General features: G+C 37.6%; 12 protein-coding genes. 4 read left to right on the top strand and 8 right to left on the bottom strand.

The window, feature by feature from the left end; all coding sequences use genetic code 11:
- Positions 1-11 precede the first annotated feature (11 nt).
- From gldG to BUA71_RS12980, 4 genes are all read right to left on the bottom strand, one after another.
- Positions 12-1,682 carry a gliding motility-associated ABC transporter substrate-binding protein GldG gene (gene gldG / locus BUA71_RS12995; RefSeq protein ID WP_072880496.1) on the bottom strand — a complete coding sequence of 557 codons (1,671 nt, stop codon included), beginning with the start codon at positions 1,680-1,682 and terminating at the stop codon, positions 12-14.
- A 2-nt stretch (positions 1,683-1,684) separates the two neighbouring features.
- Entirely contained in the window at positions 1,685-2,422 is a 738-nt protein-coding gene (gene gldF / locus BUA71_RS12990; RefSeq protein WP_072880494.1) for a gliding motility-associated ABC transporter permease subunit GldF, read from the bottom strand.
- A 251-nt stretch (positions 2,423-2,673) separates the two neighbouring features.
- The gene (locus BUA71_RS12985; RefSeq protein ID WP_072880492.1) at positions 2,674-2,970 is read right to left on the bottom strand and encodes a putative quinol monooxygenase; all 297 of its coding nucleotides are present in this window, start codon (positions 2,968-2,970) and stop codon (positions 2,674-2,676) included.
- Complete coding sequence (locus BUA71_RS12980) at positions 2,970-3,806, bottom strand: SAM hydrolase/SAM-dependent halogenase family protein (RefSeq protein ID WP_072880490.1); 837 nt, start codon at positions 3,804-3,806, stop codon at positions 2,970-2,972. Before BUA71_RS12980 ends, BUA71_RS12985 begins: the two co-directional genes overlap by 1 nt.
- A 298-nt stretch (positions 3,807-4,104) precedes the next feature.
- On the opposite strand from BUA71_RS12980, the gene BUA71_RS12975 reads away from it, so the two are divergent.
- From BUA71_RS12975 to acs, 3 genes are all read left to right on the top strand, one after another.
- Positions 4,105-5,058: a PhoH family protein gene (locus BUA71_RS12975; protein ID WP_072880488.1), complete on the top strand. Its 954-nt coding sequence runs from the start codon at positions 4,105-4,107 to the stop codon at positions 5,056-5,058.
- Between the two features lie 249 nt (positions 5,059-5,307).
- The gene (locus BUA71_RS12970) at positions 5,308-6,255 is read left to right on the top strand and encodes a phosphoribosylaminoimidazolesuccinocarboxamide synthase (RefSeq protein ID WP_072880486.1); all 948 of its coding nucleotides are present in this window, start codon (positions 5,308-5,310) and stop codon (positions 6,253-6,255) included.
- Positions 6,256-6,482: 227 nt separating this feature from the next.
- Positions 6,483-8,387 carry an acetate--CoA ligase gene (gene acs, locus BUA71_RS12965; protein ID WP_072880484.1) on the top strand — a complete coding sequence of 635 codons (1,905 nt, stop codon included), beginning with the start codon at positions 6,483-6,485 and terminating at the stop codon, positions 8,385-8,387.
- Between the two features lie 121 nt (positions 8,388-8,508).
- Here the strand turns inward: acs and BUA71_RS12960 are convergent, their stop codons facing one another.
- From BUA71_RS12960 to BUA71_RS12945, 4 genes are all read right to left on the bottom strand, one after another.
- Positions 8,509-9,171 (bottom strand): 3'-5' exonuclease, encoded by a 663-nt coding sequence (locus BUA71_RS12960; RefSeq protein ID WP_072880482.1) that lies wholly within the window; start codon positions 9,169-9,171, stop codon positions 8,509-8,511.
- Positions 9,171-11,096 carry a DUF294 nucleotidyltransferase-like domain-containing protein gene (locus BUA71_RS12955; RefSeq protein ID WP_317040908.1) on the bottom strand — a complete coding sequence of 642 codons (1,926 nt, stop codon included), beginning with the start codon at positions 11,094-11,096 and terminating at the stop codon, positions 9,171-9,173. Before BUA71_RS12955 ends, BUA71_RS12960 begins: the two co-directional genes overlap by 1 nt.
- A gap of 35 nt (positions 11,097-11,131) precedes the next feature.
- On the bottom strand, positions 11,132-12,208 hold the full coding sequence (locus tag BUA71_RS12950) for a DNA topoisomerase IB (protein WP_072880478.1): 1,077 nt from the start codon (positions 12,206-12,208) through the stop codon (positions 11,132-11,134).
- A gap of 244 nt (positions 12,209-12,452) precedes the next feature.
- Positions 12,453-13,541 (bottom strand): M42 family metallopeptidase, encoded by a 1,089-nt coding sequence (locus BUA71_RS12945; RefSeq protein WP_072880476.1) that lies wholly within the window; start codon positions 13,539-13,541, stop codon positions 12,453-12,455.
- Between the two features lie 104 nt (positions 13,542-13,645).
- Here BUA71_RS12945 and BUA71_RS12940 point away from each other — a divergent pair, with 104 nt between their 5' ends.
- Positions 13,646-14,329 carry a DUF4294 domain-containing protein gene (locus BUA71_RS12940; protein ID WP_072880474.1) on the top strand — a complete coding sequence of 228 codons (684 nt, stop codon included), beginning with the start codon at positions 13,646-13,648 and terminating at the stop codon, positions 14,327-14,329.
- Positions 14,330-15,032: the final 703 nt, after the last annotated feature.

Below are 15,032 nucleotides of genomic sequence, written 5' to 3'. Positions count from 1 at the left end.
AGAAGAAAATGCTATTTCTGATATTTTTTCTTTCTGAAAAATTTAAAGATTAAACCAAAACCCCCTAAGAGAAACAACGGAAGCAACAGATTTACTAATTGCCATTTTAGCCTTTCATTGGCCGCTTTTTGCTCGTTAAGAAAAGCAATATTAATTTCTTTACTTCTTATATCAATAAGTCCGGTATCGTCTAACATATAATTCACGGCATTGAGCAAAAATTCTTTATTACCATAAGTGTTACCGGTATAACGTTCAAACCCAAGCTCTAAAGGTTTGCCTTTCTGTACAGTATTCTTAATCACATCACCATCAGAAATCACCAACATTTTTGTGGGAATACTTTCTCTTAGCGGATTATTGATTTTAAAAGGTTTTATCCTGTTTTTATATACTGAAGTAAATTTACCTTCCAATAAAACCGCCATGGGCTGCTCTCCATCTTTGTAAGTAGCCAGGTTTGGTTCTTTGTTTACAATTTCCAGGCTAATTTCCCTAGGTGTGCCTTCAACCCTGGTTTGTGGTGAACTACTCAATAAAATCGTTTTCTTTACATCGTTGGCCAGGGTGTCAATTTGGTTGGCATATTCAAAACGTACCGCCTCAATATTGTTGATAATTGGGTGATTATTTGGCGAGGTGGTAAGCGGACTGTAAAACCAGGGATATGGATTAAACCTGGTGTTATTTCCCTGCCCCGAAGCCAAAATAATGGGTGCTGAATAAATATCATTTATCAATACAGGGTTGATCCTAACCCCATACGAAAAGAAGAAATCGCCAAGGTTGAGATCCCGCGGTAAAGCAAAAGCTTTCCCGGTGGGGTTTAAAAGACTATCGGTTTCCATCGCTACAGCTTCGGTGAGCCATAACGATTTTCCGCCTTGCATGGTGTATTGATCCAGCACGAATTTCTCTTTCTCGGTAAAAGCCTCGGTAGGTTTTGCTTCAATGAGCAAATCGTATTTTGTTAATTCCTGAAGGGTTTTTTGTGGATTTTCGGCTACCGAATCTAAAGTAAATGGTGCCATAAAATAATATTCCTGCAGGGTCTTAATGAAATCGGCGATGTAAGCGTCTTTAAGTTCGCCATTGCCGCGCATTACAGCAATTTTCTTTTGCTTCGGATAAATTAATTTATTTAATGCATTGGCGATAGCATATTCCAATTGTTGCACCGAGTTGGAAACGCGTTCCTCATCGGTCGCGCCAAGTTTATTTTTTAGCAATGGAATTTGCACCTTTTTCCCTGCCAGACTGGCTTCTGCCCAGGGAAAGATTAAAGCTTCAGATGTTTTTCCATTTTCTTTTACGCTTACCCGGGCGGGGGCCATGCCTCGCTTATAAAATTCCTGTGCAGTGGCTTCGGCATTGTTACTGGTTTCTAAAGGATTGGTAAACGTAAATTTTATATTGCTGTTGTATGCTGAAAATTCTTCCAACATCTGCCGGGTTTCGTTCCGCAACCTCCTAAATTCCGAGGGAAAATTTCCCTGTAAAAAAACTTTGATGATTATAGGTTCTTTCGCGTCTTCAACAATACGCATCGCCGCGGGAGAAAGAGAATAACGGTTGTCACCGGTGAGATCAAAACGCGCAAAGAAATTTGCAGCCAGCAGGTTAACGGCCACCAGAGCAAGCAGGATTAGGAATGCGTTTTTATAAGTTTTTTGTTGTTTCAAAACTAGGATTTTTGCTGAATGGCTTTTAATCTTAGCTTAGTGAATGCTAAAAATAAAATGATAAAACTTAGAAAATAAATAAGATCCCTCGTATCTAAAACTCCCCGGCTAATACTCTGGTAATGAAAACTAATTCCCAGGTATTCCAGGCCATAAGCGGTACTGCCAAAAAGATCGAAATTCCCTAAATTTTCAAAGGCGAAAAAACTAAGAAAACATAAAAACACCGCGATAATAAAAGCAATAATTTGATTTTGAGATAAAGCGGAAGCAAAAACACCAATAGCGGCGTAGCAACCGCCAAGTAGCATCAAGCCAATATAAGAGCCCAGAGTGGCGCCAAAATCGAGATTTCCAACGGGATCGCCCAGTTGATAAATGGTGATTGCATATAAAATGCTGGGGATAATTGCCAAAAGAATTAATAACAGTGCGCCAAAATATTTACCCAAAATTAATTGATTAAAACCAATTGGGCGGGTGAGTAATAGCTCCATAGTACCCTGTTTTTTTTCTTCAGAAAAACTTTTCATCGTAATTGCCGGTACTAAAAAGATAAAGATCCAGGGCGCTAGATTGAAAAATGGTTTTAGGTCTGCAAAGCCGTTATCTAAAATATTGTAATTCCCGGTAAAAAGGAATAAGAAAAGACTGCAAGCCACCAAAAACACCCCAATAACCAAATACCCCGTAAGCGAGGAAAAAAAAGAGTTTATTTCTTTGTTTAAAATTGCGAACATGATCGGATTTCGGTTGTCGGTTTGTCGGTCTCGGTTAAATGTTTATACCTTAGTACTATCATTAAATGAGGTTTTGTAAATTAGCATAAAGATTGTTAATAAATAAATCCTGTAAATCTTCCTTTTTCATATATTATTTTTTCTTTAAACAACTCACAACTCACAACTCACAACTCACAACTCACAACTCACAACTCACAACTCACAACTCACAACTCACAACTCACAACTCACAACTCACAACTCACAACTCACAACTCACAACTCACAACCTCAGTGCTCCAGGCTTCGGGTTTTTCATTAAATAAAACCTTTGTTTTTGCCCAAATTCCTTTAAAGATTTCAGAATTTCTGTAATTTTCTAAAGCTGTTTCATCGGTCCAGTAACTATACGTAAAAAACCGATTGGTATTGTGTTTGTCCCGCAATAATTCAACTTTATGACAGCCGTCAAATCCGCTGATTTTATGTTTGTTCTGCTCGAAATTTTCCAGAAATTCCGGAATTTTTTCGGGCTTAAAACTCATTTTTACGATTCTGTTCAGCATTATTTTTCAAAGTTTATGGTAACGGTATCCCTAATTTCGAGTCCGAAGAGGGTAGCAGCGCTTCCTACGGTAGAAGGATTACTTTTGTAAATGGCTAATTCTATATTTCCTTCAGAATTAAATAATGCCAATTTTTTTCCTCCTTCTTCGCCGCGTTCTTCTTTGGCTACATCAAAATTGATCCAATCGGAATATGATTCGTAAATATCTTTAAAGGTGAGCATCCTGGCACTTATTACAAATTCCCGTCCTTTGCCCACCTGTTCAAATAATTTTCGATTAATGTTAGTGACCACGTTGCCATAGTTGTCAATATAGAGCACGTGGCCTATAATTTGATCTTCTTCAGTATTTACTATTGGCTCAAACTGCTTAAGGTAGCGAATTTCGTTAATATTTCTTCCAATAACATCTAAAGTTCCCCCACGAGCTATATGGCAGGCTACCCGCACAAAAACATCCAGTACCGGGAAATTGGTTTGGGTAGTATCGTGAATATTGATTTCTACAATCTTTTCGGGTTTAATTTCTGAAGCTAAGAGAGATAGAATCCCATTATTGGCGCAAATAAAATAATGCTCGTCCAGTAACACGGCCAGGTGTTTATTTTCTGGAGTAAATTCAGAATCTATTCCAATTATATGAATGCTTCCTTTTGGGAAACTGCGATATGCATTTTTTATAATATAGGCTGCTTCGCTTATATGAAAAGGAGAGACCGAATGCGAAATATCAACAATCCTTACCTGATCCAGCTCGTTGTAAATTGCGCCTTTAACTGCCCCGACAAAATAATCTTTCTCTCCAAAATCTGTAGTTAAAGTAATGATGGCCATAGATAATTGTTAATATATTTTTTTAAATGTAAGCGCTAATTTTGTGTAAGTTTGTAATGAAGCTAAGTAGCAATGAGCGCACTACGCAACAACTAAGAATGCTTTTAATTAAGCCGGTTGTTTTTTAATTTTCCCTACATTGGGTGTGGTGATGTGGTGATTTTTTCTCATCTTGCCGCTAAGCATTACACTAAATTTTATTTGCCAAAATTAGCATTTAAACTTAGTAGACACAAAAAAAGAATAACTATAAATAAAAATATTTTGAACATCTTTTTTCAATTTAAACTTTAAGCTTTTGAACGAACTTGTTATTGAACTTTCAGATATTAATCCCCGCGAATTTTTCGGGCAGCAGAATGAAAATATTGAACTTTTAAAAAAGTATTTCCCAAAACTAAAGATTGTAGCCAGGGGAAACAGGATTAAAGTTTTTGGAGATGATGAAATGCTGGAGGAATTTGATGGACGTATCAATATGCTTATGGAGCACTTTACTAAATACAATAAGCTGGACGAGAATGCTATTGAGAGGGTGTTGACCAGCAAAAGCAGTGCTGAATATCAAACTTCGGCTAAAAGTGACGATGTACTGGTACACGGGGTAGGCGGCCGGCTCATAAAAGCCCAAACTGCAAACCAGCGAAAACTGGTAGAATTAATGCGTAAAAATGATATGGTATTTGCCATTGGTCCCGCCGGAACCGGAAAAACCTATACGGGGGTTGCTTTGGCAGTTCAAGCTTTAAAATCAAAACAGGTAAAAAGGATTATTTTAACCCGGCCTGCGGTAGAAGCCGGGGAAAACCTGGGTTTCCTTCCCGGGGATTTAAGAGAGAAATTAGATCCATATATGCAGCCGCTTTATGATGCGTTGCGTGATATGATCCCCCACGAAAGATTAGATGCTTATATCGAAAAAGGAACCATCCAAATAGCACCGCTCGCTTTTATGCGAGGAAGAACATTGGACAATGCTTTTGTGATTTTAGACGAAGCGCAAAATACTACCCACGCCCAAATGAAAATGTTTCTTACCAGGATGGGAAAAAGTGCCAAATTTATGATTACCGGAGATCCCGGGCAGGTTGATTTACCAAGAAGAGCTGTCTCTGGTTTAAAAGAATCTTTATTGGTCTTAAAAGAAGTGAAAGGAGTGGGGATGATCTATCTTGATGATAAAGATGTAATAAGACATAAGCTGGTTAAAAAAATTATTGCAGCATATAAGGAGATTGAACAGGCCGAATAAGTTTCAATTACCCTGAAACTAACTTTCAATTGAAAATAATCTAAAAAAACAATGATTTATTTATTGCAAAATGTCAATCTTAGCTTGTCGAAGACGCTATTATTTGGAACGCTTCTACAGGCCTGTGCTGAGTTGGTGGAAGTGCCCGGCGAGACAATTTAATTTATTATACAATTTACCTAAGGGGTTTCCAAAACAATGTTAGCCCGGGACTCCAATTTTATCAATTAAGTTTTATATTACAAACTAATGAGCAATACCATTATAAAAACCGATTTCAACTTTCCATCGCAAACCAGCGTTTATAAAGGCAAGGTTAGGGATGTTTATACACTAAAAGACAATAAACTTATAATTGTAGCTACCGATAGGCTTTCAGCTTTTGATGTGGTGATGCCGAAGGGAATTCCTTATAAAGGACAAATTCTTAATCAAATTGCCACAAAAATGATGGAAGCTACCAGCGATTTGGTGCCAAATTGGTTGGAAGCAACCCCAGATCCTAATGTGGCAGCCGGCCAGGCTTGCGAGCCATTCAAAGTAGAAATGGTAATAAGAGGTTATCTGGCGGGGCATGCAGCCCGGGAATACAAAGGGGGGAAACGTATGCTTTGCGGTGTGGAAATGCCAAACGGCTTAAATGAAAACGATAAATTTCCTGAACCTATAATTACGCCGGCAACAAAAGCAGAACAGGGTGATCACGATGAAGATATTTCTAAAGCTGAAATTTTAAAACAAGGTATCGTTTCGAAAGAAGATTATGAGGTTTTAGAGAAATATACCTGGGATTTATTTCAACGTGGTTCTGAGATTGCAGCAAAACGCGGACTCATTTTAGTAGATACCAAATATGAATTTGGAAAAACTGCCGATGGAAAAATTGTGTTGATCGATGAAATTCACACTCCAGATTCTTCGCGGTATTTTTATGCCGATGGCTATCAGGAAAGACAGGATAACGGAGAATCGCAAAAACAGCTTTCTAAGGAATTTGTAAGACAATGGCTTATTGAAAACGATTTTCAGGGGAAAGAAGGACAAATTCTACCCGAAATGAGCGATGATTATATAAACTCGGTTTCTGAAAGGTATATTGAACTCTATGAAAAAATTACCGGAGAAGCTTTTGTGAAGAGTGATATTAATAATATTCAGCAGAGGATTGAAGAAAATGTACTGGATTATCTAAAATAGCCTTTATCTTATTGTGAAAAATAGAACCGGATTAGCTTTTAGTCCGGTTTTTTTATTTTTAATGAATAAGAAACCTATTTCGCTTAGTTTTTTCTCAAAAGTTTAAATTGAGCTGTTTTAATAGGGGCTGAATATTTTATATTCCAATGTATTTTTTAAATTGCAGGGAAGATGTTTCAATTTTTTAATTATTAATCAAACTAGCCACTAAAATATTTATTTAAGTTATGAGTAATTACCATATTAAGAATTTAGAGGAGTACTTTCAGGTATATCGTAAATCGGTTAGAGAGCCCGAAAATTTTTGGGAAGAAGTAGCCGAAGAACATTTTACCTGGCGCAAAAAATGGGATAATGTGTTGAGTTGGGATTTTGATAAACCGGAGGTGAAATGGTTTGAAAATGCTAAACTCAATATTACCGAAAACTGTATAGATCGTTTTCTCTTTAACAGGGCCGATAATACTGCCATTATTTGGGAACCTAATGACCCCAAAGAAGAGGCGCAGCATATTTCATATGGTGAATTGCATAAAAAAGTTAATAAGTTTGCTAACGTTTTAAAATCACAAGGCATAGAAAAAGGGGATAGGGTTTGTATTTACCTTCCTATGATCCCAGAATTAGCTTACGCGATGTTAGCTTGCGCCAGAATTGGAGCTATTCATTCTGTGGTTTTTGCAGGCTTTTCGTCTAAAGCTCTGGCCAGCCGAACCAACGACGCCGATTGTAAAATGGTTATAACCTCCGATGGTTCTTTCCGCGGAAATAAAACTATAGATCTAAAAGGAATTGTCGATAAAGCAATGACAGAGTGTCCAGATGTAGAAACCGTGCTCGTAGCTAAAAGAACCGGCGCCGATGTTAACATGCAGGAGCGCGATAAATGGTTGGAGCCACTTTTGGAAGAAGCATCAGACGAATGCGCCGCAGAAACCATGGATGCTGAAGACCCCTTGTTTATTTTATATACTTCTGGTTCTACCGGGAAACCTAAAGGCATGGTACACACCACCGCGGGATATATGGTTTATACTGCCTATTCTTTTAAAAATGTATTTCAGTATAAAGAGGATGATGTCTATTGGTGTACCGCCGATATTGGCTGGATCACAGGACATTCTTATATTCTATATGGGCCGCTTGCCAACGGCGCCACTACCGTAATGTTTGAAGGGGTTCCTTCTTATCCAGACGCCGGTAGGTTTTGGGAAGTGGTAGATAAACATAAAGTAAATCAATTTTACACAGCGCCAACTGCAATTAGGGCGTTAGCCAAAAAGAATGTGGAACTTGTAGAAAAGCACGACCTTTCTTCACTTAAAGTTTTAGGCTCGGTAGGAGAACCTATTAATGAGGAAGCCTGGCACTGGTATAATGATAATGTGGGAAGAAATAAAAGCCCTATAGTAGATACCTGGTGGCAAACGGAAACTGGCGGAATTATGATTTCCCCAATTCCTTATGTTACCCCGGTAATCCCAACCTATGCTACATTACCGTTCCCGGGAATTCAACCGGCTATCATGGATGAAAATGGAAATGAGCTCATGGATAAACAGGTTGATGGAAGATTGTGCATAAAATTTCCCTGGCCTTCTATTGCCAGAACTGTATGGCGCGATCATAAACGTTATAAAGACACCTATTTTTCTACCTATAAAAACATGTATTTTACCGGTGATGGGGCCTTAAGAGATGAGGTTGGCTACTATAGGATTACCGGTAGGGTGGACGATGTGATTATCGTTTCTGGTCACAACCTTGGTACTGCACCTATTGAAGATGCTATTAATGAGCATCCCGCCGTAGCAGAATCTGCTATTGTTGGTTTCCCTCATGAAGTTAAAGGAAACGCGCTCTATGCCTACGTGATCCTGAAAGAAGCCGGGGAATCCAGAAACCAGGATAATCTTAGAAAAGAGATACACCAGCAAATTTCAGAAAAAGTTGGGCCTATCGCTAAACCGGAAAAAATTCAGTTTGTTAGCGGACTTCCAAAAACAAGAAGTGGTAAAATTATGAGAAGGATTTTACGTAAAATCGCTTCCAAACAAACCGAAGATCTTGGCGATACTTCAACATTGTTAAATCCTGAAATTGTAGATGAAATTATGAAAGATGCTTTGTAAACTTTTTTAAAAGCTTACAGTAAGTAAATTTAGTAGGCAGTCGCAGTGAGCATTGTTCAAGTATTGCTCACTGCTTACTGCTCACTGCAAACTGAAACTGCCCACTGAAAACTGATACTGGTCAATATTTCAATAGCGTTTTTAAATTCAACTTTTTGTCGCTATTTAAAGTTCCCATTATCTTTAAAAAAGCAATAGCGGTGATAAATGCATCGCCGGCGGCAGTATGCCTGTCTTTTATCGCGATATCATAAGTTTCGGCCAGGTCATCTAAAGTATAATGTTTGTCACGGTTAATCAAATTAGAATGAATACGGGTGCGACGATATAAATTTGAGGTATCTAAAACTTTATTTTTTAAATTAGGCAAATTTATCCGTTCTAAAGCCGCGTTTACCATTCCTATATCAAAACCTGCGTGATGAGCAACTAAGACCGAATTTCCAATATATTTTAGAAAATCTTTTATCGCTTCTTCTTCCGTAAGTGTTTCCAGCCTTTCGTGCTGAATAATACCGTGAATTTTTACGGTTTCAGGATTAAAAGTGTTTTGAGAGATATATTCTTCAAAGCTATGCGAAACATCAATACTATTGTTGTGAATTGCAACGGCACCAATACATAACATGCGGTCTTTTATAAAATTAAAGCCGGTGGTTTCGGTGTCAAAAGCAATAAACCGGGTGTCTTTGATTTCTGCTGGCAGCGCCTCTGAGAATTTGGCTGCATACTTTTGCCAAAATTCAGGATATTTTTCTGGTTTTTTTCTAAAAATACTAAACATTAAACGTAGGGGCTTACTTCAAATTTAAACTTTATCAATTCCTGCAATTGCCTTATATTTTTAAAACAGCGTTTTAATTTAATGCGCTCTTCCTTGCTTAGGCTGGAAAGATCTATAAAACGCCCGCTGTTTCTATTTTTCAAACCGTGTTTTGTCCTTAATTTAATTAAGACTTTAGACGCATAAGCGCAAGCCAGGAATAATTCTTTGTTATTGGGCTCCAGCTGCGCTAGTTTTTCAAAACGCTCTGCAGTATTGCTTATGTTTTTTACCTGGTGGTTTAAAATAAGCAATCGCGCAGCATCTGTAATTGGGGTAATTCCACGTTTTTTTATGTCAAAATAATCCTTGTTTTCTCCGTCCTGTTCTACTAAAAATTGCCTAAAGAAACCGAGCGGTGAAGGGTTTCTTAATGTGGTTGCACCCATTACCGCAAAAAATTTACGATTATCGCGGGTAAGTTCGAAAATATGATCGGCCAGGGCGTTGGTAAGTTTTATATTTCCGTAGCTAATATCAAAATCGAAAAAAATAGAACAAAGCAGAATCTCGTCGTTGCCGGGATTCACGATCCAATCGCTAAATTGTTTTTTCCATTCCGTTAGACTAAGACAATATTTGGGGTTTTTGGCCATCATTTCGGCAGGACAGTATTCATAGCCAATTATCCGCAAGCGCTTATTTACTTTTTTAGCGAGTTCTAAAAAGTAAGCTCTCGCTTCTTCCAGTTTTTCTGCGGAAACATCTTCAAAAATAATCGCGTTATCCTGATCGGTTTGTAACAATTGTTCCTTCCGGCCCTGGCTGCCCAACGAAACCCAGGCAAAATCACAGGGTGGGGGAGTACCAAGTTTTTTGATACAACGCTCAATAATTCTTTTGATGGTGGCATCGTTTAATTCAAAAATAATTTTTGAAATATGCGTTAAGGGGATATTGGAACTTATAAAACCTCGTAGCAGTAAAGTGATCTTATGCCTAATTTTCTTTAGTTCATTAGTGCTTTTACTACGCTGTATAGCCTTCATTAAGATGGAAGGATTGTGCGCTTCAGAAACCATAATATCATGTTCAGAAAGAATGCCGGTTACTTTGGTATTTGGCGTGCCATCTTCGGTAATACAAATATGGTTAATATGATGTTTCATCATGCTAAGCTGCGCCTGGGCAATGCTTAAACCCCGCGGATAACAAACTACCGGGGAAGCCATGATCTTCGCAACGGTGGTTTCGCTCTCAAATTCTCCCGAAGCAATCATTTCCCGAAAATCCTCGTCGGTAATTATTCCTTTTGGAATACCTTTCTCGGCAACCAGCACCGAGCCCAATCTTTTTTCGCTCATCAATTGTGCTGCCTGTCTAATTGTAGTATCTGGTGAAACCAATACCACTTTTCTGGTAATTGGTGCCGGCTGGAGTTCAAAAAGATTAGAGTTAGATTGATATTTATGTTCTTCGGCCCCGTGATCTGAAACAAGTTTACCTTTATGCGCTTCAGAGTAGGGATTCCGGGTGTTGGAAGCAAAGCTCTGAATAAGGAAATTACCTACTTCTTTGTTTTCTTCAGAAAGAGGCTTGAATTTTTCAATAGGAATGGCATAAACTATACTTTCTTCTTCGGCGATAGCGTTGATGAGGTAATTCTCTTTGGCAAAAAGCGGCCGAAGACCAAAAATATCCCCTTCATCGCATTTATCTATAGTCTCCAGCTCGCCATTATGCTTTCGCTCTAAAGAAATAGCTCCTTTATTGACTACATAAAAATGTTGATGGCCTTTTTCACCTTCAGAAAAAAACATTTTACCTTTTTCCAGGTATAAAACTTTTACCTGGCCAGAAATGCTTAGTAGCTGCTCTTTCTCTAAAAATTTAAAGGGTGGAAAATCCTTTAAAAAATCGGCGATACGGGAAGCTATGGTATTCATCACAGCACTAATTTGACTAAATTTATAACTGCAATTTACAGAATTACTTCGTAATCTTTAATCATTTCGAGAATCACTTTTTCAGTTTCAGAGAGCGCTACATAATTTTGAGTTGTTTCTTCCTTAACCTTATCAAAATAGGGCTCTATTTCTCCAGATTCGTAGGAATTGATAATCTTTGGATGCACGTAATAGCTGCGACATACCGCCCGGGTATTGCCCAAACCTTCGGCAGATGCGTCGAAGGCTTTTAGCAGGTTTTTTTTATTTTGTTTTTCTTCTTCGATATATCCTAATTCTCTTAAGGTCTCAAAGAAAATTTTAGTGGCGCTCCAGGTTCTAAAATCTTTAGCTGAAAATAGATCACCGGTTAGTTCGTGGATGTACTCATTGATCATTCCGCTGTCTATGCTTCGTTTTTCACCGTTTTCATCAAAGAATTTAAAGAGCTCCCAGCCGGGAATTTCTTCACACTGGTTAATTAGTTTGATTAACTTTTTATTCTTTACGGTTACCGAGTGCTCTTTCCCTTTTTTGCCAATAAACTCAAATTTTATGCGATTTTTATGGGTTTTTACGTGCCGACTCCTAAAAGTAGAAAGTCCGTAGGTTTTATTCTTCTTTGCATAATATTCATTACCAATTCTAATATGTGTTTCTTCCATAAGCCTAAGAATAAGCGCTAAAACTTTTCTTTGACTCATCTCTGGTAGGTCAAGGTCCTTATCTACTTGTTTTCTTATTTTGGGTAGATTTTCACCAAAAGCAGCCATTTTAAAAAACTTAGTTTCATTTCTTAATTTGCTCCAGGTAGGATGGTATATATATTGTTTTCTGTTTTTCTCATCCCGTCCCACTACCTGAAGGTGTCCTTTCTCAAGATGACTAATCTTAACATCCTGCCAGGCTGGAGGAATTACTAATTCTTTAATACGAGCTATGGTTTTCTTATCTTCCAGGCGCTCTCCTTTTTGCAAATATGAGAATCCCCGTCCTCTCTTTTTTCGTTCAATAGAAAGGTGCTCTTCGGAAACATAAGTTAGCCTGGCAAAAGCGACCGCTTCATAAGGATCTGATATTAGGGATTCAATCTCTTCCGGAGAAATAGTCATTTCTTTTTTTATAAATATAAGCTGAAATAAAAAACCAGAATAATAAACATTTGTGAAAGTATAGCTAAGTAACTCGTAATATTCCTGAAATTAGACTCCATTAGCGATATTTAAACCATTATTGCCAGGATGTATTAAGAATGCCGGTTTACTTTATAATTAAATATTGAATATTTCTATAAAAGAAAAAACCCTTTCCTGAATGTTAAAAGGGTTTGAGTTTATTCAGAATTAAACTAAAAAATTATTCGAAATAGCTAAACTTATCGCCGTCTTTAATTTTTAAGATGCTTTCGTATATTAGTTTGATCACATTTTCTACATCTGTTTTATGCACCATTTCTACCGTGGTGTGCATATATCTTAAAGGAAGTGAGATTAATGCGGAAGGAACCCCGCCATTGCTGTAGGCAAAAGCATCGGTATCGGTACCGGTAAACCTGGAGTTTGCGGCTCTTTGAAACGGAATTTCTTTCTCGGTAGCTGTATCGGTAAGCAATTCCCTTAATTTATTTTGTACTGCGGGCGCATAAGCAATTACCGGCCCGTGACCAATTTTAGTGTCCCCGGTTTTTTTCTTGTTAATCATGGGGGTATTCGTATCGTGAGTTACATCGGTCACTATCGCCACATTTGGTTTAATATGATGTGTAATCATTTCTGCACCGCGAAGCCCAATCTCTTCCTGCACCGAATTGGTGATATACAAACCAAAAGGCAATTCCTTTTTGTTCTCTTTTAATAATTTCGCTACTTGCGCAATCATAAAGCCACCCATTCGGTTATCTAATGCCCGGCAAACAAACTTATTGTCATTTAATATAAAGAACTCATCGGGATAGGTGATTACGCAACCTACGTGAACGCCCAATTCTTCTACTTCATCTTTGGTGCTACATCCCACGTCTATACAAATGTTGTCTATCTTAGGGGATTGTTCGCTGTCTTTATCGCGGGTATGAATGGCCGGCCATCCAAAAACACCTTTTACAATGCCTTTTTTGGTATGGATATTTACGCGTTTGGAAGCTGCAATTTGGTGGTCGCTACCCCCATTTCTAACTACATAGATAAACCCGTCATCGGTGATGTAATTTACATACCAGGAGATTTCATCAGCATGTCCTTCTATGACAACTTTATATTCGGCTTCAGGATTAATTACTCCTACGGCTGTACCATAAGGGTCTGTAAAAAACTCATCTACATAAGGCTTTAGATAATCCATCCATAGTTTTTGTCCTTCAGACTCATATCCTGTGGGTGATGCATTATTAAGGTATTTTTCTAGAAATTCTAAAGCTTTTTTATCTATTATGCTGTCTGTACTCATAGTTTTTATTTTTCACGAATTTAATAAGAATTAAACGGTCCACAACGCAATAATCATTAATTTTGGAATGGTTTTAGTACAACAGCAAACAAAATATTTGGTTCATGCCCAGGATACTTTTTGTCATATTATTCTTTGCTTTTTCTACGCTTTTCGCGCAAGACAGCTTGCAGGTGCAGGATACTCTACAGAAAAAATATATGATTATAGCCGGAGATACTGTACCCAGGGAAAGTATTGACCTTAAAGAAGTAGTTATTTTAAAAAAGTTACGATTTAATAGTCTTGCTGAAAGAAGGCGTTACCTTATATTAAGAAGAAAAACGAGAAAGGTGTATCCCTATGCTAAACTGGCTTCAGAAAGATTAGTAGAATTAAATAGTAGATTGGAAGCAATAGAATCTAAATCGAAACGACGATCTTATACGAGGATAGTTCAAAAATATATAGAGGATGAGTTTTCTGCGGAATTAAAAAAGCTTACCCACACCGAAGGTCAAATTCTGGTAAAGTTGGTGCATAGGCAAACGGGCACAACTACTTTTAACCTAATTAAAAATTTAAAAAGCGGTTGGCGGGCATTCTGGTACAATACCACGGCAAGTCTATTTGAAATATCTTTAAAGGAAGAGTATGATCCTAAGAACAATCATGAAGACTTTTTGATTGAAGATATTTTGCAGCGTTCTTTTATGAATAATCTTTTGGAACCACAGGCTACTGCTTTAGATTTTGAGTATGTGGAATTAACCGATAAATGGAGTGAAACAAGAAGCAGTGTCAATTGATTCTTTCTCCTTTAATTTTTTTTCAATCCCAACCCGCTAATTTGAAGTCTTTTAAGTTTGCTGTTTAAGATTTTTTTAAATTAATTTCATAGAACGCTTGCCCACTCAAAAAACGGGTGTATATTTGCCCCCGCTTAGCAGGACAGCGAATAGCTTAGCTTGGCAAAGTTCATTGCATATTGGGGATTGTATTAAGGCTTTTGATAGCGTGTGTATTTAAAGATACAGCGTAATTTTTATCAAATAACGCTCAGTAAAAAAATAATTTATTTTTTGCTTGCCACATTAAAAAAGAGTTGTATATTTGCACCCGCAAAAATAATAATTGCGACGTTCTTTTAAGGTTTGGTTTTAGCGAAAATAAAATTTTAAAAAAACCTTTAAAAAGTTTGGCTGGTAAAAACAAAGCGACGTATATTTGCAGCCGCTTTCACAGCAAAACAAGTTCCCAGAAATATTGAAAAAGAAACCGCCGGACGGGGCGTTATATAAGAAAGGTTCGACTCCTTTGTTTTTTACAAGATAGGAAGCCCCCTTCCTGTTCCCCCGAAAGGGGAATGATTAAGGAGTTGGTTCCTCCCCTTTGGGGAGGCTAGGTGGGGCTTTTGAAGTTCATTGATTTATTGAATTGACAGCGCGTACGTTTTTCGAGAGAAAAGCGATACAAATAATTTAGAATTAAGACTAGAGAAGTCATCTTTGA

This window comes from Salegentibacter echinorum (assembly GCF_900129445.1).
GTDB lineage: Bacteria > Bacteroidota > Bacteroidia > Flavobacteriales > Flavobacteriaceae > Salegentibacter > Salegentibacter echinorum.
This window is presented reverse-complemented; position numbering and strand designations above follow the sequence as displayed.